This window comes from Pseudoalteromonas sp. Z1A8, from assembly GCF_011378855.1.
GTDB lineage: Bacteria > Pseudomonadota > Gammaproteobacteria > Enterobacterales > Alteromonadaceae > Pseudoalteromonas.
This window is the reverse complement of the sequence record NZ_WTLB01000054.1, coordinates 1-24,747: the sequence shown is the minus strand read 5'-3', so window position 1 is coordinate 24,747 and position 24,747 is coordinate 1. Positions and strand designations below refer to the sequence as shown.

The 24,747-nt window shown below is 40.6% G+C and carries 18 protein-coding genes and 1 pseudogene; 8 read left to right on the top strand and 11 right to left on the bottom strand.

The window, feature by feature from the left end; genetic code table 11:
• Nucleotides 1–73 precede the first annotated feature (73 nt).
• The 3 genes and pseudogenes from GQR55_RS16900 (at nt 74) to GQR55_RS20355 (ending at nt 3,809) form a co-directional block, all read left to right on the top strand.
• Complete coding sequence (locus tag GQR55_RS16900) at nt 74–475, top strand: hypothetical protein (RefSeq protein ID WP_166421509.1); 402 nt, start codon at nt 74–76, stop codon at nt 473–475.
• 202 nt (nt 476–677) lie between these two features.
• Entirely contained in the window at nt 678–3,422 is a 2,745-nt protein-coding gene (gene acnA, locus GQR55_RS16895; RefSeq protein WP_166421508.1) for an aconitate hydratase AcnA, read from the top strand.
• Nucleotides 3,423–3,555: 133 nt separating this feature from the next.
• A pseudogene (locus GQR55_RS20355) lies at nt 3,556–3,809 on the top strand (hypothetical protein).
• Here the strand turns inward: GQR55_RS20355 and GQR55_RS16885 are convergent.
• From GQR55_RS16885 to GQR55_RS16870, 4 genes are all read right to left on the bottom strand, one after another.
• Nucleotides 3,810–4,358: a DUF4124 domain-containing protein gene (locus tag GQR55_RS16885; RefSeq protein ID WP_166421507.1), complete on the bottom strand. Its 549-nt coding sequence runs from the start codon at nt 4,356–4,358 to the stop codon at nt 3,810–3,812.
• A 144-nt stretch (nt 4,359–4,502) separates the two neighbouring features.
• A complete protein-coding gene (locus GQR55_RS16880; RefSeq protein ID WP_166421506.1) occupies nt 4,503–5,243 on the bottom strand; it encodes a phosphoadenylyl-sulfate reductase in 741 nt (246 codons plus the stop codon).
• 42 nt (nt 5,244–5,285) lie between these two features.
• Nucleotides 5,286–6,983, bottom strand: a complete 1,698-nt coding sequence (gene cysI / locus GQR55_RS16875; RefSeq protein ID WP_166421505.1) for an assimilatory sulfite reductase (NADPH) hemoprotein subunit — start codon at nt 6,981–6,983, stop codon at nt 5,286–5,288.
• A 61-nt stretch (nt 6,984–7,044) separates the two neighbouring features.
• The gene (locus GQR55_RS16870; RefSeq protein ID WP_166421504.1) at nt 7,045–8,859 is read right to left on the bottom strand and encodes an assimilatory sulfite reductase (NADPH) flavoprotein subunit; all 1,815 of its coding nucleotides are present in this window, start codon (nt 8,857–8,859) and stop codon (nt 7,045–7,047) included.
• Nucleotides 8,860–9,163: 304 nt separating this feature from the next.
• Between GQR55_RS16870 and GQR55_RS16865 the strand changes: the two genes are divergently transcribed.
• Nucleotides 9,164–10,789: an endonuclease gene (locus GQR55_RS16865; protein ID WP_166421503.1), complete on the top strand. Its 1,626-nt coding sequence runs from the start codon at nt 9,164–9,166 to the stop codon at nt 10,787–10,789.
• Between the two features lie 85 nt (nt 10,790–10,874).
• On the opposite strand, the gene GQR55_RS16860 is transcribed toward GQR55_RS16865, so the two are convergent.
• Nucleotides 10,875–11,861, bottom strand: coding sequence for a hypothetical protein (locus GQR55_RS16860; protein ID WP_166421502.1), 987 nt, complete (start codon nt 11,859–11,861; stop codon nt 10,875–10,877).
• Nucleotides 11,862–12,280: 419 nt separating this feature from the next.
• Here GQR55_RS16860 and GQR55_RS16855 point away from each other — a divergent pair, with 419 nt between their 5' ends.
• Nucleotides 12,281–13,780 (top strand): DUF3360 family protein, encoded by a 1,500-nt coding sequence (locus GQR55_RS16855; RefSeq protein WP_007582201.1) that lies wholly within the window; start codon nt 12,281–12,283, stop codon nt 13,778–13,780.
• Between the two features lie 93 nt (nt 13,781–13,873).
• Here the strand turns inward: GQR55_RS16855 and leuD are convergent, their stop codons facing one another.
• From leuD to fabR, 5 genes are all read right to left on the bottom strand, one after another.
• Complete coding sequence (gene leuD, locus GQR55_RS16850; protein ID WP_166421501.1) at nt 13,874–14,473, bottom strand: 3-isopropylmalate dehydratase small subunit; 600 nt, start codon at nt 14,471–14,473, stop codon at nt 13,874–13,876.
• A complete protein-coding gene (leuC, locus tag GQR55_RS16845; protein ID WP_166421500.1) occupies nt 14,473–15,873 on the bottom strand; it encodes a 3-isopropylmalate dehydratase large subunit in 1,401 nt (466 codons plus the stop codon). Before leuC ends, leuD begins: the two co-directional genes overlap by 1 nt.
• A 60-nt stretch (nt 15,874–15,933) precedes the next feature.
• Nucleotides 15,934–17,010 carry a 3-isopropylmalate dehydrogenase gene (gene leuB, locus GQR55_RS16840; RefSeq protein WP_166421499.1) on the bottom strand — a complete coding sequence of 359 codons (1,077 nt, stop codon included), beginning with the start codon at nt 17,008–17,010 and terminating at the stop codon, nt 15,934–15,936.
• Complete coding sequence (gene leuA, locus GQR55_RS16835) at nt 17,007–18,560, bottom strand: 2-isopropylmalate synthase (RefSeq protein WP_166421498.1); 1,554 nt, start codon at nt 18,558–18,560, stop codon at nt 17,007–17,009. Before leuA ends, leuB begins: the two co-directional genes overlap by 4 nt.
• 405 nt (nt 18,561–18,965) lie before the next feature.
• The gene (gene fabR / locus GQR55_RS16830) at nt 18,966–19,589 is read right to left on the bottom strand and encodes an HTH-type transcriptional repressor FabR (RefSeq protein ID WP_166421497.1); all 624 of its coding nucleotides are present in this window, start codon (nt 19,587–19,589) and stop codon (nt 18,966–18,968) included.
• Nucleotides 19,590–19,716: 127 nt separating this feature from the next.
• Between fabR and GQR55_RS16825 the strand changes: the two genes are divergently transcribed.
• Both GQR55_RS16825 and sthA read left to right on the top strand, forming a co-directional pair.
• The gene (locus GQR55_RS16825; RefSeq protein ID WP_024589509.1) at nt 19,717–20,850 is read left to right on the top strand and encodes a fatty acid desaturase; all 1,134 of its coding nucleotides are present in this window, start codon (nt 19,717–19,719) and stop codon (nt 20,848–20,850) included.
• 13 nt (nt 20,851–20,863) lie between these two features.
• Nucleotides 20,864–22,294, top strand: coding sequence for a Si-specific NAD(P)(+) transhydrogenase (gene sthA, locus GQR55_RS16820; RefSeq protein WP_346774264.1), 1,431 nt, complete (start codon nt 20,864–20,866; stop codon nt 22,292–22,294).
• A gap of 266 nt (nt 22,295–22,560) precedes the next feature.
• On the opposite strand, the gene hemE is transcribed toward sthA, so the two are convergent.
• Entirely contained in the window at nt 22,561–23,625 is a 1,065-nt protein-coding gene (gene hemE, locus GQR55_RS16815; RefSeq protein WP_002961084.1) for a uroporphyrinogen decarboxylase, read from the bottom strand.
• A 530-nt stretch (nt 23,626–24,155) separates the two neighbouring features.
• Here hemE and rsd point away from each other — a divergent pair.
• On the top strand, nt 24,156–24,626 hold the full coding sequence (rsd, locus tag GQR55_RS16810) for a sigma D regulator (protein WP_166421496.1): 471 nt from the start codon (nt 24,156–24,158) through the stop codon (nt 24,624–24,626).
• The last annotated feature ends 121 nt before the right edge of the window (nt 24,627–24,747 follow it).

The window sequence follows — 24,747 nt, the reverse complement described above, 5'->3', positions numbered from 1 at the left end:
AAACGGCCCAAAAGTAGGACCGTTCGAATTTCAAAAACTCGGTACACCATTAAGTCAAAACATGCTTAACTGAATGGTGTTAGTTGTATGGGCGGCACTCGTATGGAACTTGCTTGGCGTTATTGCATTTGCTATGCACATGATGATGACACCCGAAATGATAGGTAAACTTCCGCTAGATCAACAAGCTGCCTACTCTAACGTTCCTACTTGGTCAACCATTGCATTTGCTATAGCTGTATTTGGAAGCACTTTGGGTTGTATTTTTTTACTTGCTAAAAACGCGCTGGCAACGCCCACTTTTGCGCTATCCCTCGGCGCTATTTTAATTCAGCAATATTATAATTTTGTGGTCATAAACAGTATTGAGCTGCTTGGCGCAAGTGCTGTATTTATGCCTATTTTTGTAATCCTTATTGCCATATATCTACTTTGTTTAAGTATTAAAGGTAAACAACAAGGTTGGTTACAGTAATTAATAAGGGTCGAAATAACTTTTGACCCTACCTCTTTCAAATCATCTCTTGAAATTAAACTTTTCAGCATCATCTCTACTATATTAACTGTATAAAATTCGTTCTCTAAATACGGCTTTTTACATTGGTATGCACTTTGCAACTCAAGCACTACAGAGGTCACTCTTCAAAATATTTTTATAATTCATAAAGGGGCAAATAATGAATAATAGTTTCGATACCCAACATCAGCTCACAATAAATGGTGAGCAATATCATATTCATTCTCTAAAAGGACTTGGCGACAAAGCGAAACGATTGCCCTTCTCCTTAAAAGTATTACTTGAAAACCTGCTTCGTAACGAAGATGGCGCAAATATTAAAGAACAAGACATTCAAGCCCTACTTAATTGGGACCCTCAAGCAAAACCTGCATCTGAAGTTGCCTTTACTCCCGCCCGTGTTGTTATGCAAGACTTTACCGGCGTACCCGCTATTGTTGATTTAGCCGCGATGCGTGACGCAATGGAAAAGCTAGGTGGAGATCCTGCAAAAATAAACCCGTTATCGCCTGCTGAACTTGTTATTGACCATTCGGTACAAGTAGATGGTTACGGCGATGATGGTGCATTTGATTTAAATGCAAAACTTGAATACGACCGAAATAAAGAACGTTACGAATTTTTACGTTGGGGACAAACCGCTTTTGATAATTTAAAAGTAGTGCCACCAGCAACCGGCATTGTCCACCAAGTAAATTTAGAATACCTAGCACGCGTTGTTTTTAATGAAGACCGCGATGGCAAAAAATATGCTTACCCAGATACGCTTGTAGGTACCGACTCTCATACAACGATGATAAATGGCTTAGGTGTCCTTGGTTGGGGCGTAGGCGGCATTGAAGCCGAAGCGGCTATGCTTGGTCAGCCAATTAGTTTATTGATTCCACAAGTAGTCGGTATGAAGCTAAGCGGTCGACTACCAGAGGGTACTACCGCAACCGATTTGGTGTTAACAGTTACCGAAATACTACGTAACCATGGCGTAGTAGGTAAATTTGTAGAGTTTTATGGTGACGGCCTTGCTGACCTACCACTTGCCGATAGAGCAACCATTGCTAATATGGCACCAGAATACGGTGCTACATGTGGTATTTTCCCGATCGATGATGAAACCATTAACTACCTTCGCTTAACAAACCGCGACGAAAAGCAGCTAAAAGTAATTGAAGATTATGCTAAGCATCAAGGCTTATGGCGTAACGATGGCGACGAAGCTAGCTACACCGATACACTTGAACTTAAATTAGATGATGTTGTACCGAGCCTTGCAGGCCCTAAACGTCCACAAGATAGAATTGCCCTAAACGAAGCTGGCAAAGTTATTGGCGATCATTTAAAAGGCTTCCAAGACGAACGTATGGCTCGTCGCGATAAAAGCGATGAAGAACAAGCTCGTATTGAAAGTGAAGGCCCAACAACAAATCCAGATGAGCCAGTAGACGAAGCACAGTTTATGGGCGCAGCTAAAGTTAAATTTAAAGGCCAAGAGTTTGAGCTAAACGATGGCGCTTGTGTAATTGCTGCAATTACCAGCTGTACTAATACTTCTAACCCTAGTGTTATTTTAGCCGCAGGCTTAGTCGCTAAAAAAGCAAAACAGTTAGGCATTAATGTAAAACCTTGGGTTAAAACATCACTTGCGCCAGGCTCTAAGGTAGTTACCGACTACCTGGAAAAAGCAGGCCTAATGGATGACCTAGAAAGCTTAGGCTTTAACCTTGTTGGCTACGGTTGTACAACTTGTATTGGTAACTCAGGCCCACTTCCAACTGAAATATCAGATGCCATTCAAAAGCACAAATTAGTGGTTAGTTCTATTTTATCGGGTAACCGTAACTTTGAAGGACGTATTCACCAAGATGTTAAAATGAACTTTTTAGCGTCTCCTCCGCTTGTTGTAGCTTACGCTATTGCCGGTAGAACAGATATTGACGTATACAACGAACCCCTTGCTCAAGATGCTAACGGTAACGATATTTACCTTAAAAACATTTGGCCAAGTGTTAAAGAAGTAAGCGACCTAGTTAAAGAAACCGTAACTAAAGAAATGTTCGAAAAAAGCTACGCTAACGTTTACGAAGGCGATAGCCGCTGGCAGCAAATTAAAATACCGGATGGCAAACTTTACGATTGGAACGATGCTTCTACCTACATTAAAAAAGCACCATTCTTTGATGGTATGAAAGTAGAACCACCGGGCATCCCTACAATTGAAGGCGCACGTTGTTTAGCGAAGCTTGGCGATTCAGTAACCACTGACCATATTTCTCCAGCGGGTGCTATTAAAGCAGAAGCGCCAGCAGGTTTATACTTGCAAGAGAAAGGTGTAGAAAAATCGCAGTTTAACTCGTATGGCTCACGCCGTGGTAATCACGAAGTAATGATGCGCGGAACGTTTGCCAATGTTCGCCTTAAAAACTTACTTGCCCCAGGTACTGAAGGCGGCGTAACACGTACGCAACCAGAAAACGATTTAGCAAGCATTTACGATGCTGCTATGGAGTATCAAAAAAATAATACTCCACTCATTATTTTAGCGGGTAAAGAGTACGGTACAGGTTCATCTCGTGATTGGGCGGCTAAAGGCTCATTATTACTTGGTGTAAAAGCCGTTGTAGCACAAAGCTATGAGCGTATTCACCGTTCTAACTTAATTGGTATGGGTGTATTACCGCTGCAATTTAAAGAAGGTGAAAGCTACGAGTCACATGGGTTAACTGGGCAAGAACAATTTGATATTGATGGCCTGTACGATAAAACCGATGAAGTAACCGTTATTGCAACCAATGCCGAAGGTAAAAAAGTAACCTTGAGTGCTGATGTACGTATTGATACCCCTAAAGAGTGGGATTACTACAAACACGGCGGTATTTTACAATATGTACTGCGTAATATGCTCGATTAATACGCGCTGTAATTAATGCATTTAAAAGCCCAGCTAATAAGCTGGGCTTTTTTATGTGAGCTGTTTGTTGTTTCAAATCAATGCCGAATATTTAAAGCCTGCCTACACTAGGGTCACTCTTAGTGAGGTGACTATGTCGCAAATAATGATTATTCGACTGCTGAAAACATCAATAGTGTTTGGATTATGCCTTATTGTGACTGGCCACTCTTTAATTGTGTCGAGTTATTTCACTGTTAATCATGGTATTAAAGGAATAATTACAGCGGCAGCATGTATCGCTATAGGGTGCTATTATCACTTCCCACTAAAATATATTTAACCATACTGCTAATGGAAGCCGAAAAACGTTATTTAAAAAACCATAAAAGCCCTAACTCAGAATAGCTAAAGTGCGCTTAAATTATTAATTTCTTTATTACGTTTTTCTAGTTTGTCTTTTACATTTTCGGCGTCATTAAATAGCTTTTTAACAGAGTCTGGATTAAAAATACTGATCCCCTCTGGTGCAGCCGACATTGTATTTGTACTTGGAGAGGTATTTAAAATAGACGTGTCTTCTGCAGCAATAACAGTAATATCTTTAGGATCCAGTTTTACTTCAATATTTTTTGCATGCGAGTTAGGTGTATCAGAAAAGTGCCATTGGCCTGTTTCATCTTGCCACTTAAAAATTTTGCTGCTTGAGGTAGTACTTGCAGGCATTGGTTCATCAGAAATACTGCTCGCAATTTTATCGCCCGCTTGCTTAACACCCTGCACTGCTTGAGCCAAAGTATTGCTAGATAGCGCGACCATTTTTTCTTTAATTTGCTGAGATTCACTGCCAATAAATGATGCAGAAAGCCATGTTTGACCGTCGGGCTTTTTTAAATAAAACAAAGAGATGACTGCAATAGCCATGATTGATATAGCTAAGTAGGTAAAGTATTTCATAGCGTTCCTGCTTTAATTAATCCTTTATTACCACAAGTTTAATAAAAAATACTTAATTAGGCAATTTTTGTACCCTAATAAAAGAAAATAAAAACGCAGCCTAAGCTGCGTTGTTATTATTGATTAAACTACACCGTAGTAACGTTAAATACCGTCACCATCCATGTGTAGTCCGCATTCTCGGTTTAAACCAAAAAAGCGAGTTTCTTCCTCAGTCATTCCTGGTTCTAACTTACGTGTTGTATGCACGTCACCCATCGACACATAACCTTGCTCCCATAATGGGTGATAAGGTAAATCGTGCTTAGTTAGGTACTGATACACGTCGCGGTTAGACCATTCAATAATCGGGTACACTTTAACCGTGCCACGGCTAATTTCTACAAACTGTTTATCAGCACGTGATGATGATTGATCGCGGCGCAGACCACTAAACCACGTACCGGCTTCAATCTCTTTTAGCGCGCGGGTCATCGGCTCTACCTTATTAAGCTGGTTATATTGCTTAATGCCATCTTCGCCTTGCTCCCATAGCTTACCAAATTTGGCTTCTTGCCATGCAGGGCTAAAAGGCGCTCTATACACCTTTAAGTTAAGCGATAAACGCTCACTCATTTGCTCAATAAACTGATACGTTTCAGGAAATAAATAACCTGTATCGGTTAATACAACAGGAATATCTGGGCGTTGTGAGGTCATTAAATGCAGCATCACTGCTGCTTGAATACCAAAGCTAGATGATAAAAATGCCGTATTAGGCAAGTTATCAAGCGCCCATGCAACGCGCTGTTCTGCGCTCATACTCGCTAGTAAACCATTAGCATCAGCTAACATAGCCGTTTGGCTTTGTTTATCTAGCTGTAAAATGTTTTTAAATTCACTCATGGTAAATTCCAAACCTCACCAGCGCTTAGCGCTGGTATTAAATTATGCGTAAAAGTCGGTTACTGATACTTTTACTTCAGCAACAATGCCTTTGCGTATAACAAAGTCACCAAAACACTCACCGTCGTTACGCTCTTTAGCCCATTGGCCAATTAGCTTATCGAATGCTTCTAGGTAAACATCTTCGCCTACGTTCTCAAGGTACAATTTAGGAATACGTGTGCCTTCTACATTACCACCTAGGTAAACGTTGTACTTACCTGGGCCTTTACCTACTAAACCAGCTTCTGCAAGCATTGCGCGGCCACAACCGTTCGGGCAACCTACAACGCGCATAATAATGCTGTCATCTGGTATACCGTGCTTAGCAAGCAATGCTTCAGTTTTTTCTATTAGGCTTGGTAAGTAGCGCTCTGCCTCAGCCATTGCAAGTGGGCACGTTGGCAGTGAAACACACGCCATTGAGTTTTTACGCTGCTGCGAATCTTTGTCATCAATTAAGCCATGACTACGGGCAATTTCTTCAATCACTGCTTTTTGATCTGCAGGTACACCGGCAATAATTAAGTTTTGATTGGCTGTCATGCGCATATCACCTTGGTGAATTTCTGCAATTTTACGACAACCTGTTTTTAGTGGCTTGTCTGGGTAATCCAAAATACGGCCATTTTGGATGAAGAGTGTTAAATGACTCTTTCCATCAATACCATCAACCCAACCTATGCGATCGCCTCGGTGGGTGAACTTATAAGGTCTAATCGGTTCAAACTTAACACCAATACGTTTTTCAACTTCAGCTTTAAATGTATCTGTACCAACACGGTCTAGTGTGTACTTTGTTTTCGCATTTTTACGATTTTCGCGATTACCCCAATCACGTTGAACTGATAAAACATGTTCAGCAACACTCAATGTATGCTCAAGAGGTATAAAACCAAATTCGTCAGCTTTACGCGGGTAAGTTGCTGTATCGCCGTGCGTCATAGCAAGACCGCCCCCCACTAATACGTTAAAACCAATTAGCTTGCCGTTATCAGCAATCGCCACAAAGTTTAAATCATTAGCGTGCACGTCTACTTCGTTATTAGGTGGGATCGTTACCGTAGTTTTAAATTTACGTGGTAAATAGGTCGCCCCTAAAATAGGTTCTTCTGTGGTTTCTGTCTTTTCACCATCTAACCAAATTTCAGCGTATGCTTTGGTTTTTGGTAATAAATGTTCAGAAATTTTCACAGCCCATTGATAAGCCTCTAAATGCAGTTCAGATTCAACTGGGTTGGTTGTACAAAGTACATTACGATTAACATCACCTGCCGTCGCTATAGAATCAATACCAACACTATCGAGTAATTGGTGCATGCCTTTAATGTTTGGCTTTAATACGCCATGAAATTGAAATGTTTGTCGGGTAGTTAAACGAATGCTGCCATACGATGTTTTATCACCAGCAAAATCATCAACGGCTAACCACTGTGCGGGTTTAATGATACCGCCAGGCATACGCGCGCGCAGCATAACATTATGTAAAGGTTCTAATTTCTGTTTTACACGTTCAGATCTTATATCACGATCATCTTGCTGGTACATGCCATGAAAACGAATTAGCTGAAAGTTATCTGCGGTAAAACCACCTGTGATGTCATCTTTTAACCCTTGAGCTATAGTGCCGCGCAAAAAGTTACTTTCACCTTTTAAGCGCTCGTTATCAGAAAGTTTTACATTTTTATCTTGTTCGCTCATTTTAAATCCTAAATTTGTTACAATTACGATAATTAGATACTAAATAAAATAGGAGGCGCGGTTAGTACACGTCTTTCTGATAGCGGTTTGCGCTACGTAAATCTTTTAAGTACTGCTCTGCGTCTTCGTTACTCTTGCCTGTGTTTTCTTTAACTATATCAAGCAAAGTATTGTGTACATCTTTTGCCATACGATTTGCATCGCCACAAATATAAAAGTGGGCGCCAGCCTCTAGCCATTCAAATACCTCTTTACTATTACTGCGTAACTTGTCTTGTACGTATACTTTTTCGGCTTGGTCGCGGCTAAATGCAACATCTACTTTGTTAAGTAAACCCGATTTTAAATAACCCTGTATTTCTACTTGGTATAAAAAGTCTTGCGTAAAATGTGGGTTACCAAAAAACAACCAATTTTTGCCTTGTGCTTCACGCGAGTCACGCTCTTGTAAAAATGCACGGAACGGCGCAATACCTGTACCAGGGCCAACCATGATCACGGGTGTATCATCGTTAGTTGGTAGGCGGAAATTGTCGTTGTGTTCGCTAAATACTTTAACTTTACAGCCTTCTTCAGCACGGCGAGTTAAGTAACCAGTACAGCCACCTAAATGCTCGCTACCAAATGCATCAAACTGCACTAGACCTAGTGTTAAATGTACTTCATCTTCAACTTCGCTTTGGCTAGATGCAATTGAATATAAACGCGCTTGTAATTTACGTAGGCAATCTACTAATGTTTGTGCATCAAGCTTTGCAGGGTTTTGGCGAATTACATCAAATATTTGGCGAGGCTCAATGTATGCGCGCATTGCTGTTTTATCTTCTACAAGCTTTAATAATTCAGGCGTACCTGTTGCTGTTGCGTATTTTTCTACAAAACCTGGGTATGACTGAGTCAGCTCTAGTTTTTCAATAAGTGCATCACGTACGCTTAGCTCTTCATCACCTACTTTTACAATGCTAGCCGCATCTATTTGAGTAAGTGTAAGTACTTCATCAACTAGTACATCGTCATTTAAAAAATAAACACCTAATGAGTCACCTGGTGTGTAAGTAATGTCAGAACCTTCAAGTGAAATTTCAACATGGCGCACATCTTTAGTTGAGTCACGACCGGTAATTTTTTGAACGGTTAATAGCTCTGCTTCAAATGGATTTTGTTTTGTATATTGGCTTGAAGCTGTTGTTGGTGCACCAAATGGCATTGATACTACTTGGCCACCAGCTGCATCTTGTTGCGCTTTTAAATCAGGTTCAAATGCATCAATTGCGCCCGCAATCCATGTTGCAGCTTCTTCTTCATAATCTACGTCTAAATCAGCACGTTGATATATAGTTTGCGCGCCGAGTTTATTTAAACGCTCTTCAAAGTCTTTTGCTGTTTGGCAGAAAAACTCATAGCTAGAATCACCTAAACCAATAACAGCTATTTTTACATCGTCTAGTTTTGGTGCTTTTTTAGTGGCTAAAAATTCGTGAAGTGTTTCTGCGTCCTCAGGTGGCTCACCTTCGCCGTAAGTAGATACAACGATAGTTAAAAACTTTTCTTTTTTCAGGGCTGTTGGTTTGTAATCTGACATGCTAACAAGCTTAACTGCTAAGCCGCGCGACTCAGCCTGCTCTTTCATTTTGCTTGCTACGCCTTTTGCGTTACCCGTTTGCGAACCATATAAAATAGTTAGCGCTGCTGCATCACCCGCAGCCGGTACGCCAGCAGTAGGAGCACCTAATGCAGCTGAGTTAGCATTAGCAGCTAAATAACCGCTTACCCATGCTTGTTGAATTGGATTAAGCTCAGCCACTAAACCTTGCAGCTTTTGTACTTGATCTTGCGATAGCGGGCTTGCCGCAGCATTTAGTTGACCTAACAACATGAATCGATTCCCCATAACCCTGAAAATTAAACACAACACACTTTGTGTATTGTTAAAAATGAGTTTTACCTCATCCAGAGCGTGTCTGTTGAGGTTTTCTAAGTTTGTAGGATAACGGGCTCAGCATAGATAAAAAAAGAATAGAATCTGCTTTGATATTCCATTTAGTTATTAATTTATAAAAATACCTTCAAAAACAGTTTAAAGAGCAATTATTGCCTTTTACTGCACTTTAAATTAACAATTTTGCAACCAAAATAATGTAGGGTATATTTCACTATTCAAAATAAAAATAGGAACAACCATGTTACACGGGAAATATAAAAATAAACTACTTAGTACCGCATTGTTACTGGGCTCATTACCTGTAATGGCCAATGTAACTAATGGCGGCTTTGAGCAATGGTCAGGTAATAAACCTGATTCATGGACTACGATAGATAGCGGAATTAGTCTTTTACGATCCACCAGCACAATTAAAAGTGGTAGTAGCTCAGCTGCTGTAAATGTAACAACAGGATCGCAAAGTAACACTGATCTACTACAACAAGTTGCTGTAGAAGCGGGTAAAACCTATAACTTTTCGGCTGATGTTTACCATACCGAAGGTAAAATTAAAGCGCGCTTGTATGTCGATGGTTACCAAGGCTATTCAAATCAGGCACAAACTAATCAATGGCAAACTATTAGCCATAACTACACAGCAAGCAGTAATAAAACGATTAATGTAGGCCTGCGCTTTTACGATGTAAGTGGATTTGATGGCAGCGAAACCGTTTACGTAGATAACTTTTTACCAAACGCTGATGGCAGCGCATCAACAAGTTGTGCCGACAATAACCTTACATTAACGCTTAATACCGATAATTACGGTAGCGAAACTAGCTGGGCCGTTAATAGCAATCAAGGTAGTGCTGTTGCTAATGGCAGTGGTTACGCATCAAACACACAATATGATGAACAAATATGCTTAGCCGATGGCGCTTATACTCTTGTTATTAACGACAGTTACGGCGATGGCATGTGTTGTTCAACGGGTAGTGGCAGTTATGCGCTTAAGCAAGGCTCTACCACACTTGCTAGCGGTGCAAGTTTTAATAATACAGAAAGCACGGCATTTACTTTAGGTGGTGGCTCTGGTGATGGCGGCGGGACCAACCCAACACCCACTGGCTACTATGTTACTGCTCAAGGGTTATCGGGTTATGCACTAAAAACTGAGCTTTATAATATTATTAAAGATCATAATGCACAGGGTTACTCGGCTATTTGGAGTTTTTACGATTCATCTGCCCGTGATAAATACTTTGAAAACGATAACAGCATTTTAGATATGTATAGCGAAAAACCAAACGGTTCAGACAGCTACAATTATGCTGCTGTGAGCGATCAATGTGGTAACTATAGTGGAGAAGGCGGCTGTTACAACCGTGAGCATTCATTCCCTAAAAGCTGGTTTGGCGGCACTATTGAGCCAATGAACTCAGATGTGCATCATATTTACGCAACCGACGGTTATGTAAACTCAAAACGTAGTAATTTCCCATTTGGTGAAGTAGCAAGCGCTTCATTTACATCAACTAACGGAAGTAAATTAGGCTCTGCCGCAAGTTCGTTAAATTACTCTGGTACTGTATTTGAGCCAATTGACGAATTTAAAGGTGACTTTGCTCGCGCGTATTTTTACATGGCAACACGCTACGAAAATGTAATAGGCACTTGGCAAACTAAAACAACTTCAAGTAATGCGGTACTTAATGGCTCAAGCAATAAAGTATTTGAAAGCTGGGTTGTAGCCATGCTATTAAATTGGCATAACAGTGACCCTGTAAGCCAAATGGAACTTGACCGTAACCAAGCAGCGTTTGAATTTCAAGGTAATCGTAATCCGTATATCGACCACCCTGAATTTGTAGAAATGATTTGGTAAAAGTTAGCAGTTAAAAAAAGCCTTTGCAAATGCAAAGGCTTTACCTTTTAGTGTGTAATATTTTTTAGAAATATGATGGCTTAAGCTAATTATAAGAAACAGTTACGATAAGTGACTTTTCAGCTCTGTTTTTCATCAGCGTTAACAGTGAGTGATGAAAATCTTGAAATATCACCTCTCCCCATACTCGTGAATAGATACCAAAATTTGTATTATCTTGAACGGTCGTTTTTAAGGTCAAAATTGTATTTCCGCTATTATTTTCACTTAACTGATAACCGCCGTGAAGTGGAGAAAAGTATTCACCGCCCAATTTAACGTGTTTATCAAGTGCATCATCCGGAATTAAATCTGGATTTATTTCAAACCTATAAAGCATTTTTTTGTTTGGCTGCCAGTCAGTTATTATCTCTTTAAACACAACGCCTTTTTGCCAAGTACTTGTGCGAACAGCGCCTATACCGCTAGCATTCATACTTGCCTTTAATGGCTTTGGTACACCAATTAATTGAGTGAGTGAAAAAGGCACTTCCTGTGGTTTTATATCACTCACATTAGCTAACTGCTGCCACACAACATTGATGGGCGCGTTAATAGCTATTGAATTTGTTACTTCGTATGTTTTTGATAAATGTAAAAAGTTAACTTCAATAGGTGAGAGCAATATAGGTAACAACGCGATTGATAATAAAGAACTATTCGCTTTTTTTATTTTACGCTTTCTAACAAAGCCCGCAAGTAATCCACCAATGCTGGCAAAAAACATAAAAGCAGGCAAAGCCATTGCCACACAAATACTCCCTTCAAGTAAAGTAATTACACTTACAAATAAAAAAACAAAAATAGGCTGCCAAGCAATCGTTGCCATTTGCCTTTTAGTTAATGTTTTTGTGCTTTTAAATTCAAAGTGAACACGAATATAACCAATTGCAACGGGCACTAAAAACATAAATGATATAGAGACTAAGCTACCTAAATTGTAAGCATTGACTAGCTCTACAAACAGCCGCATAAATATGCCGTAAAGCGTACCAAGTAAAATACCAATTGATTTAGGGGAGTTGAGTTGCATCTCTATTCTTTATTATTGTTATTAACAACCCGAAAGTAACAGAAGTATTATTTCACCACAAATAAAACGAAATTAACGGCTGCTGTAAACAAATAGCTTGAAATATAGCGGCTTTAACAACCACTAAGACTAAAGGATAATAACCTGCCATTAACACGATACTATTCTGCAAACAGTCCTTCACCCCTTTAAAACAAAACACAAGCACTTGATTTTTAATGGTTTTAAACCCACATCTGTAATTTTATAATTTTTAACGTAAAGCTGTTTTTCAGATTAACTGTATTAAAAACAACCATGCACGACCTTTTGCCTATACATCCCAGCCTAAAAGCTGATTTACCCTGCATGTTCAATATTCATTTGCTTTAACAAAAGCCGTATTTATTTGACTAAGCAACAATGTTGCAGGAGAACGCATGCAAACTACACCGCCCGGTGATGCACCATCAAACACGCACAAGGATGCTCAAAGCTACGAGCAGCTTCATAAACCGAGTTCAGAGTTTAATACTCGCGACGAGTATCTCGAACATGAATTACAAATTATGCAGCCTAAACGTTGGCGTCCTAATTTACCGTTTAGAGATTACCGATTTGAATTTGAAGACACTATACCTGCAATGGCGGGCACTATTGGTAAAGTCGTTATGGTGGGGGCTATTGCAGCAACCTTTGCGGCGCCTCTTGGATTAAGCGATGCCTTTGTTTTAGAAAATGTGCGCTACGAATTACTCATTGTTTCTATTTTTATCATCTTATTCTCAGGCTTTATTTTACCTACAGCCAACTTGGCTGGTACTCACGGCCCGCTTATTCCGTTAATTCCTATTGTTGTTGCTGCTGGCGGCCATCCTATGGCGTTTGGCTTACTCATTGGTGCCTTTGGTTTTATTTTAGCCATAACCAAGGGAGGAAGTATGCTCGCGCGACTCACCAGTAAAGGGGTGTGTGGCGGACTACTTATTTATTTGGGCTTTATTGGCACTATTTCGCAAGTTAAAAAGCTGTTTGCTTGGGCTGAAGCCATTGATATGGCGCACATTGCATTTATTGTTATTTTAGCCACCATTTTATTGTATGCACTTTTAGAGCACTTTAAAAAGCGCTGGTTAGCGGTGCCGTTAAGCTGTCTTATTGGTGGCGTGGTTGCCTTTGCTTTAGGTGCACCGTTTGAGTTTCATACTGCACCGGGTTTACCAAATATGAACCCAGCATACTGGTGGGGCGAAAACACAGGTTGGATGCTTGGCCTACCAACGCTTGAAAGCTTTGTTGTGGTACTACCTTTCGCTGTACTTGCTGTCGCTATGTGGTCACCTGATTTTTTAGGTCATCAAGTATTTCAAAAAATAAGCTATCCGCAACGCACCGAAAAAGTACAAATGAATATAGACGACACCATGCTCAGCGCATCGGTTAGACAAACATTTGGCTCACTTGCCGGTGGTGCTAACTTTGCCTCGTCTTGGGGGACTTATATTGTGCCTGCCGCTATTGCTAAACGCCCTATTCCTGCTGGCGCTATTTTAACTGCATTATTTTGTATTATTGCTGGTTTATGGGGTTACCCTATGGATTTAGCAATTTGGCAGCCTGTACTCTGTGTAGCACTTATTGTGGGCGTGTTTATCCCACTACTTGAAGCTGGCATGGAAATGACCCGCGAAGGTAAAACAACGCAATCAGCCGCTATTGTGGTGTTTGCCTCAACCTTGGTTAACCCAGCTTTTGGTTGGTCGCTTACTATGTTACTTGATAACTTAGGGCTAATTGGCTGTAAAGAGCGCAGCGCTGAGCTAACTAAAATGAGCCGTTGGGTGATTCCACTTATTATGTTTGTACTACTTACCACTGTAATGGCAATTGTAGGCATGTTACCTGGTATACCTGCGTTAATGGCTGACTTTAGGCATTAACCTTTAGCTACCACATCTAATATTCATCCACAAAAAAGCACGGCAATTGCCGTGCTTTTTAATACGTGACTCTTAATACACTCGGTTAAACAATTACTGCCAAGGGCGCTCAGCAGCGAGTTGTTTTTCAAACGCATCTATTTGTGGGTTTAGCGTTTCGGTTACACCGATAAAATCTAAGCCACTTAATAAGCGCTCTTTTACTTCTTTACTAATATCAAAGTTAATTGGCGCAAATTTACTGCTTGTTAGTGTTTGATTTTCAAGATCGATTTCAATGTTTATATCGTCATGCTGCTCGCTAAGTACAAACAACTGCTCAAGCGTATCGGCAGGTAACGCTATGGCTAACATTTGGTTGTTACCACAGTTATTAAAGAAAATATCTGCAAAGCTTTCAGCTAAAATAACTTCAAAACCGTATTGCTTAAGTGCCCATGGTGCATGCTCACGAGATGAGCCACAGCCAAAGTTATCGCGCGTTAATAATATTTGCGCGCCTTGGTAACACGGGCGATTTAAAATAAAGTCAGGGTTTGGCTCATCGTTATCTAGGTAACGCCAATCATAAAACAATGCCGCATCAAAGCCTTCGCGGCTAGTTGATGTTAAAAATTGCTTAGGAATAATTTGATCAGTATCTACATTGTTTTTATCAAGTGGGGCCATTAAGCCACTAAAAAATACGCTCATTAGGCTTCTCCTCTAATATCAACAAAGTAACCATGTATTGCAGCTGCTGCAGCCATTGCAGGGCTTACTAAATGCGTACGCCCGCCGCGACCTTGGCGACCTTCAAAGTTACGATTTGAAGTAGATGCACAACGCTTACCTGCTTCTAGGCGGTCATCGTTCATCGCTAAACACATAGAACAACCCGGTTCGCGCCATTCAAAGCCTGCGGCTTTAAAAATATCAGCTAAGCCCTCGTCTTCAGCTTGTTTTTTAACTAAACCTGAGCCCGGTACAATTAACGCCTCTATGCCGGCTACAACATGTTTGCCTTCAACAATTTTTGCCGCTGCGCGTAAATCTTCAATACGGCTATTCGTACATGAGCCAATAAATACAGTGTCTACTTTTGCGCTTGATAATTTATCGCCCGCTTTTAAGTCCATGTATTTAAGGGCGCTGCGTATAGCATCGGCTTTAATTAAATCAGGTTCTTTATCTGGATCAGGTATGCACTCATCAACACCAATTACTTGCTCAGGGCTTGTGCCCCAAGTAATTTGCGGTTGAATGTCGTCAGCATTTAGCTCAACAACTAAATCAAAGTGTGCGCCTTCGTCTGTTTTTAATGTTTCCCAATATTCAACGGCTGCATCAAAATCAGCGCCTTTAGGTGCAAACGGGCGACCTTTTAAGTAATCGTATGTAATTTTATCAGATGCAATTAAACCGGCCTTTGCACCCATTTCAATGCTCATATTACATAGCGTCATACGGGCTTCCATTGAAAGCGCTTCAATGCCTGCACCACAAAACTCTGCTACATAACCTGTGCCACCAGCAGTACCTAACTTGCCAATTACAGCCATAATTAAATCTTTAGCAGTAACCGTTGGGCGCAATACACCATTAATTTGAATTTTTAACGATTTAGCCTTTTTTTGCTGTAGCGTTTGCGTTGCTAATACGTGCTCAACCTCAGACGTACCAATACCATGCGCTAATGCACCAAACGCACCATGCGTAGAGGTATGGCTGTCGCCACATACAATGGTTGTGCCCGGCAAAGTAATACCTTGCTCTGGGCCCATTACGTGCACAATACCCTGGTTAATTGAGTTTAAATCGTAAAGCACAATACCAAACTCTTTACAGTTTTTATCAAGCGCCATTAATTGGTTTTTAGATACTTCGCTTGCTGCATCTAATGAGCGGCTTTTAGTCGATACGTTATGATCCATCGTTGCAAAGGTTTTTTCTGGGCAACGTACAGTACGGTTTTTTGCACGCAAGCCTGCAAAAGCCTGCGGAGAAGTAACCTCATGCACTAAATGGCGGTCAATATAAAGTAAGTCGGTTTGCTCGTTTATGCTGGCAACGGTATGTGCTTGCCAAATTTTTTCGTATAACGTTTGGGCCACTTGCTAATTCCCTAATCTGTTTGAGTTGCAGCATAACGGTGCTGCAACTTTAATATGTTATTAAATGCGTGAAACGATGGCTGCTGCCACATCGCTTGTGCTGTAACCTGCATTTGGATATATATCTGGTGTGCCAACGCCTGCTTCTACAGCTTCGGCTACTGCTTTTTCAATGGTGCGAGCCGCTTCGTCTTGCCCTAGCGAGTAACGTAGCATTAATGCGGCACTTAAAATTTGTGCTATTGGGTTTGCAACGCCTTTACCTGCAATATCTGGTGCTGAGCCGCCTGCTGGCTCGTATAAGCCAAAGCCCGATTGGTTCAAGCTTGCCGATGGTAATAAGCCCATTGAGCCTGTGATCATGGCGCACTCATCTGACAAAATATCGCCAAATAAGTTATCGCAAAGTAGTACGTCAAACTGGCTAGGCTGTTTAACTAACTGCATTGCGGCGTTATCTACGTAAATGTAATCTAAGCTTACTTCTGGGTAGTCTTTGCTTACTTCAGTAACCACTTCGCGCCATAATACACTTGATGCTAATACATTGGCTTTATCTACCGACGTTACGTGGTTACTACGTAGTTTTGCCGCTTCAAAAGCAAAGCGTGCAATACGTTCAATTTCTTTTCGTGAGTATGTTTGCGTATCAAATGCATACTCTTCTGCGCCTTGTCCACTGCGGCCTTTTTCACCAAAGTAAATACCGCCAGTTAGTTCGCGCACACATAAAATATCAAAGCCTTTTTCGCTGATATCAGCGCGAAGTGGCGACGCTGCACTTAATGCAGGTAATAACTGCGCAGGGCGTAAATTACAAAACAAACCAAAGTGCTTACGAAGCGGTAATAATGACGCGCGCTCAGGCTGCTCGTTTGGTGGTAAGTTTTCCCATTTAGGACCGCCTACCGAACCAAATAAAATAGCGTCTGAGTTTTCACACGCTGCAAGTGTGCTCTCTGGTAATGCTTTACCAAATTCGTCAATGGCTGCGCCGCCAATTGCATAGTGCTCGCGGTTTAGGGTAAAACCAAACTTATTGCTCACAGCATCAAGTACTTGCTCTGCTGCTGCCATTACTTCTGGACCAATACCGTCGCCAGCTAATACTGCAACGCTGTAGTTTGTTTTACTCATCCTGCTTTCCTTTGTTGTTTTAAATCAGACACTTTCTGTGCACGATAAATTAAGTTATAAACACGGATCATGGCGCGTACAGACGCTTCAACCACATCCGCTGCAATGCCTGCACCGTGGTAAGGTCGGCCATCGTGTTTAGCTATAATATTTACTTGGCCTAACGAGCTTGCGCCTTGGCCTGTCGCTTCTAAGTTGTATTCAATCATTTCAACGCTCATACCGGTTAAGCGCTCAATAGCTGCAAACGAGGCTTCTACTGGGCCATTACCTGTCGCGGCTTCTTGTTTAGCTTCGCCATCAATGCGCATGCCAATGGTAGAGCTTGCCACTGATTGCGAGTTAGAAGCTGAGTTAACAAATTCTAATTGGTATTTTTCGTCTTTGTCGTTAATTTGATTAAAGTAAATCATCGCCTCAAGGTCGTAATCGTATACGGTGCCTTTTTGATCAGCTAACTCGATAAAGCTTTTATATAAGCCATCCATATCGTAATCAGATTTTTGATAGCCTAACTCTTCTAAGCGATGCTCAATAACATGACGACCCGAACGCGAAGTCATATTTAATTGGTTGCTTGGCACACCAACGCTTTCTGGCGACATAATCTCATAAGTATTTTGCGCTTTTAATACACCATCTTGGTGAATGCCAGAACTATGTGCAAAGGCGTTTTCGCCAACAATTGCTTTATTTGGTTGTACTGGCATATTACAAATTTTAGCCACTTGACGAGATGCGCGGTAAATTTCTTCACTTTTAATATCGGTGTATACTTTTAAGTGGTCGTGGCGCATTTTCATGATCATCGCCACTTCTTCAAGTGAGCAGTTACCAGCACGTTCACCAATGCCATTAATAGTACATTCAATTTGGCGAGCACCGGCTTGCACTGCAGCCACTGAGTTTGCTACTGCTAAGCCTAAATCGTTGTGGCAATGCACACTTAAGCGCGCTTTATCAATATTTGGCACGTTATTCATTAAATGGCGGATCATCGCGGCGTATTCGTCTGGCGTTACAAAACCAACGGTATCTGGCAAGTTAATAGTTGAAGCTCCGGCATTAATTGCCTGCTCAACAATTTTACATAAATCCCAGTGCGGCGTACGACCGGCATCTTCACACGAAAATTCAACATCATCAGTATAGTTACGTGCCAATTTAATTGATTTAACAGCCATTGCCGTTGCATCGTCTAGGCTCATACGTAATTTATGTTCAAGGTGCAAAGGGCTTGTAGCAATAAAAGTATGAATACGGCTTTGCTGAGCTGTGCGAAGTGCTTCGCCACAGGCTTCAATGTCTTTAGCAACTGAGCGTGCTAAACCACAAATAATCGGGCCTTTTACTTCGGTTGCAATACGTTGCACCGAGCGAAAATCAGCAGGGCTCGAAACCGGAAAACCCACTTCCATCACATCCACATTCAAGCGGCTAATTGTATGTGCTAATTGAATTTTATCATCTTCAGTAAGGCTTGCTTTAAGCGCCTGTTCGCCATCACGTAAGGTGGTATCAAAAATCCATACTTTATCTTGCTCTTGCATAACTGCCCCTCATTCCTATGTTACCCAAATTTCAATTAATCCCAGCCGCGAGATAAAAAAAACCCCGCAATTGCGGGGTTTTTAGTGTTCAACTCGATGCAAACACACTAATCCCCGCTTACTTGCCATAGCAGTAAGAGGTTAAGTTTTAGTGTAATTAAACGAATAATATGCATCTTGTTTTCTTGTGTGTGTGTTCAGTGAAGCCTATTTTTAACATTCATAGCCGCACCAAGCAAGCATAAATATTCCACATAATAGATTTAAAAACGATTCAATTGGGTTTTTTAATTTAACATAGGTCAACATAGAGAATTAAAATAACAAATACGCAACTAGTGGCGCTTAAATTAATAAGCACTGCAATATACCGTGCTTATATTAACTTTTTGCAATTTTTTTAAGCTATGCCTCTTTATTCGTTTCTCTTACGTAATGCGACGCACCGCGAGTAATATAACGTAATTGCCAAATAACGCGCTCAATCAATTCGTCGCGTTGTAGCCCTTCTATGTCGAGCGCTTCTGCGCCGGCATTAAATACCAGAGTGACCATAGATTCAGCCTGAATATAGGCATGCATGGAGTTACATTTGGTTTCGCTTTCTAAATAATGAGCCAGCTCTAAAATAAAATGTTTTACCTCGCGCGCTACTGCGGCTCTAAATGCTTTAGAAGTCCCGGAGCGTTCTCGCAGCAACAACCTAAATTGGTTACTTGAGTTATCAATAAACTCCATAAAAGTAACCACTGAGGTATTTATAACACTGCCGCCATCGTTCGCTATTCGCCTGCGTGCTTGACGCATTAGTTGACGAAGGGTTAAACCGGCTTCGTCTACCATGGTTAAACCTAGCTCATCCATGTCTTTAAAATGACGATAAAAAGAAGTTGGGGCAATACCGGCTTCTCGTGCTACTTCGCGTAAACTTAAATTCGAAAAACTATGATCAGCACTCAGCTGATTAAATGCCGCTTCAATTAAAGCCTGTCGTGTTTTTTGTTTCTGTTGCGCTCTAACACCCGACATCAACAGCTCCTAGAATGAATTTATGTGAATTTTTAGTGAAAATATGCCTAATTCCCTAGTCTAATACTTGACGCCAAGAGTTTGAAATACTATTTTAGCTTACAGTTGTACGCTGAGATTGAGAATTATGAATAAACCACCTATTATTTGGACAAACGTCCTGTTTTTTAGCCTAACCTTTTTGGCGGCTGCCACCCTTGTACCTTGGTACGCTATTAGCTACGGATTTACCAGCGCGCATTGGATTGCTTTTGTTGGCTGCATGTTTTATGCGGGCTTATCTATTACAGCCGGTTACCACCGATTATGGGCACATAAAACCTATAACGCACACCCTGCTGTTGAATTTATTTTTGCGCTTGGCGGTGCTTTTGCACTACAAAACAGTGCTTTGCACTGGAGTAGCGATCACCGTATACATCACGGCCAAGTTGACGACCCAATAAAAGACCCTTACGCAGCTACTAATGGCTTTTGGTACAGCCATATTGGCTGGATGTTACGTGACTACCAAGGCGATAGCTATAACGACTATAGTAATTGTCGTGATTTACAACGTAATAAAGTGGTTATGTGGCAACACAAGCACTACTTAAAACTTGCTATTGCTATGAACGTAGGTTTGCCTCTTGCACTTGGTTTATTAGTTGGTGATGTGTGGGGTATGTTAATTCTTGCAGGTTTACTACGCTTAGTACTAAGCCAACACTTTACCTTTTTTATTAATTCGGTTGCACATATTTGGGGTTCTCGCCCATACACCGAAAAAAATACAGCACGCGATAACGGCTTTTTAGCATTATTTACTTATGGCGAGGGTTACCATAACTTCCACCATATTTTTGCAAGCGACTATCGTAACGGTATTAAATGGTTTCATTACGATCCAACAAAATGGATGATTCGCTCTTTAGCTGCTGTTGGTTTAGCTAATAAATTAAAGCGTACGCCAGTTGAACGCATCGAAAAAGCGAAAGCCGAAACACTAATGAGTAAAACGCAAACGCGTCTTGCAAAATTGCCTTTAGCGCAAGATAAGATTACATTATTACAACAAGAGTACGATTTACTGCTGAAAAAACTGCAAAATTATTGTTCACTACAAAAACAAGTGTTAGAAGTTAAAAAAAATAACATGGCAAAGCAGTGTGAACGCTCAGCATTAATGGCACAATACCATGAGTTGGAAGCCGCCTGGGAAAATCAAAAACAGGCATGGCTAGCACTTAATGCGAGGTTATTAAAAGCCTCTTTTAATTAATTTAGGAGTGGCTGTGGCCAAACAACCAGAACAAAAAAAAGTACCCGTGACATACCAATATGACGCAATAATTATTGGCACGGGTCCTGGCGGTGAAGGTACCGCCATGAACCTTTCAAAAAATGACAAAAAAGTAGCGGTTATTGAACGCCAAGAAGCTGTTGGTGGCGGTTGTGTACATTGGGGAACAATTCCTTCAAAAGCGCTTCGCCACTCTGTTAGCCGTTATATTGAATACAAAGCAAACCCATTATTTAATGTTGGCGAGCGCCCTAGCCGCTTAACATTTCCTGATATTTTGCGTCATGCCAGTTCTGTTATTTCTAAGCAATCTAATTTACGTAGCAGCTTTTACGATCGCAACCGCATTCATATGTTTCAAGGTGATGCGAGCTTTGTAGATAAGCACACAATTGAAATAAAAAGAAATGATGGCTCTACTGAGCGACTAACTGCTAAAACAATTGTTATAGCGACGGGTTCACGCCCTTACCGCCCGCCTGAAGTCGATTTTACGCATTCTCGTATTTACGAAAGCGACACGATACTTGGCCTTGAACATGACCCTCATCGCGTACTTATTTATGGCGCAGGTGTTATTGGTTGTGAGTACGCTTCTATATTTAAAGGCTTAGGCGCTAAAGTTGATTTAGTTAATACGCGCGATCGTTTGCTTGCTTTTATGGATGCTGAAATATCTGACGCGCTTAGCTATCACTTTTGGAACAGCGGTATTGTTATTCGTCATAATGAAGAGTTTGATCGAATAGAGACGCGTGACGACTGCGTTATTATGCATTTAAAATCGGGTAAACGCGTAAAAGCTGACTGTATTTTATTTGCTAATGGCCGTACTGGTAACACTGATACGCTAAACCTTGAAGCCATTGGTTTAAAAGCCGATAGCCGTGGTCAGCTAAAAGTGAACGAAACATACCAAACAGAAATTGATAACGTTTACGCTGTAGGTGATGTAATTGGCTACCCAAGCCTTGCAAGTGCTGCGTTTGACCAAGGTCGTATAGCTGCTGATGCAATTGCGTGTGGTAACTGTGATGACCGCCTGATTATTGATATTCCGGCCGGTATTTATACCATTCCAGAAATGAGCTCAGTAGGTAAAACAGAGCAAGAACTTACAGCCGCTAAAGTACCTTATGAAGTTGGCCGTGCTCAGTTTAAGCATTTGGCACGTGCGCAAATTGCGGGCACTGAAGTGGGTAGTTTAAAAATACTATTCCACACTGAAACCAAAGAAGTACTTGGCGTACATTGCTTTGGTGAGCGTGCGTCTGAAATTGTTCACATTGGCCAAGCCATTATGGAACAAAAAAATGGTGGCAATAATATCGACTATTTTGTAAATACCACATTTAACTACCCAACGATGGCTGAGGCTTACCGTGTTGCGGCATTAAATGGTCTAAATCGCTTATTTAAGTAACTGCTTAAATAAAGTTTTTATACCAACCTGCTTATATACGGGGTCTATTTAACGTTAAGAAAATTACGCTAGAACTAGGCAAAAATTTTTGTATCTAGTTGTTCTAAATAAAAAATTTTTAACGACGTTATAGTGCAATTTAATCCGTTAAATTGATCAAAGATTTATGCAGGTTGGTATTAAACGCCTTTATAAATAGATAACAAAAAACCCGCACTAAGCGGGTTTTTTATTTTTAAGCAGCATTAATGCTGTTTAATTGGCTATTACTTATGGTACTTAGCACTTAGCTCATGTACAGCATTAATGAATACACCGGCATTTTCAGGGTCTACATCTGGTGTAATACCGTGGCCTAAGTTAAACACGTGGCCATTGCCTGTACCGAAGTCTTCTAAAATAGTACCTACTTCTTGGCGAATACGCTCTGGTGTACCGTGTAACATAGACGGATCCATATTACCTTGTAGCGCTACTTTATCACCCACACGGCGCTTAGCGTCGCTAATATTAATAGTCCAATCAAGGCCAATTGCATCACAACCTGTTGCTGCAATTGCCTCAATCCATTGACCACCATTTTTAGTGAACAAAGTAACCGGTACTTTACGACCATCGTATTCACGAATTAAGCCATCAACAATTTTATGCATGTATTGTAGTGAAAATTCGTTGTAATCGCGCGGGCTTAATACACCACCCCATGAGTCAAATACCATTAACGATTGCGCGCCAGCTTTAATTTGAGCATTTAAGTAATCAATAACTGAATCAGCTAATTTATCGAGTAATAAATGAAGTGTTTGCGGCTCTGCAAACGCCATTTTTTTGATTTTACCAAATACTTTGCTGCTACCGCCTTCAACCATATAAGTTGCTAGCGTCCAAGGTGAACCAGAAAAACCAATAAGTGGTACTTCGCCTTTAAGTTCACGACGAATAGTGCTTACTGCGTTCATTACGTAGCCAAGCTCGTCTGTAGGGTCTAACTTTGGAATTTTTTTAACATCAGCAAGTGATGAAATAGGACGTTCAAACTTAGGACCTTCGCCAGTTTCAAAGTACAAGCCTAAGCCCATCGCATCTGGAATGGTTAAAATATCACTAAATAATATAGCGGCATCTAACGGGTAACGACGAAGTGGTTGTAGTGTTACTTCACATGCAAGCTCTGCATTACGGCACAGGCTCATAAAATCGCCCGCTTGTGCACGTGTTGCACGATACTCTGGTAAATAGCGTCCTGCTTGGCGCATCATCCATACCGGAGTTACATCAACAGGTTGTTTTGCAAGTGCACGTAAATAACGGTCGTTTTTTAATTCGCTCATGGCGTAAATGATCCTAAGACTTGTATAAATTGTGCAAGATTGTACCACCATATTCATTCACCCTCTATTGCTTAGGGACGAAAACAGCTTTACCTAGAGGTAGATCAATAGAATGGAGTGTTTCAATCCATTTTGACTATAAAATAAGCAAAAAAAGAATAACATTTAAAACTTTTTATTAATATGTTTGCAACATAAAGAAAACCTTGGTATTGTTTGTCCCGCGTTAACAAAAACAACAATAAAAATCTTAAAACAATAAAAATAAAAGTTTTAAAATAATAACAATAAAAATCATCTCATAAAAATAAGAAAGCTTGTTATAACAAGTCACTGAAAGAAATTAGACCACCGTAACTGGTGGTTTTTTCTTGCCTAAAATAAAATCCCTCGCCTTAGATTATATAAAAAGGTATACCCCTCAAAGTAGCTCAACTTTACTTGTTGATATACGCGCAAATTAAATATATCTTGATGTACATAAACTTATTATATTGAAATTAAAAACCAACCCAGCTAGGAGAACAATTATGCTGACGCGTGTAGAAAAAGCTCAACAGAAATGGGGTGGTAGCCACACAGTAATTGATAAATGGCTAAATGAACGCCAAGACCTTATTGTACTTTATTGTAAAATTGCAGGCTTTACGCCGTACGAAAAACAAGATCAAGCATTGCCAGAGCCAAAGCTAATTGAATCTTTTTGTCAGCTTTTAATGGACTACCTATCTGCAGGCCATTTTGAAGTGTATGACGATATAGCAAAAGCATGTGAAAAAAAGGGCGTGCAAAGCCAAGAGTTAGCCAACTCTATTTACCCGCGCATTTCTAGTACAACCGATGTGGCGCTTGATTTTAACGATAAGTACGCTGAAGTAGACAAAGAAGACTTGTTAAAGGGTTTTGATGATGACTTATCTGTTATTGGTGAGGCATTAGAAGCACGCTTTGCACTTGAAGATGAGCTTATTGATAACTTGTTTTCTAATCACGCAAGCTAAGACGTTGTTTACACCTATTAAAAAAGGGACCTAGGGTCCTAATGCCGATCATTTAAGAAATAGTTAATAGCACTTGAACGATCTTCTAGGTATGTAAGAATCCGAATTCTTTTGTAGAATT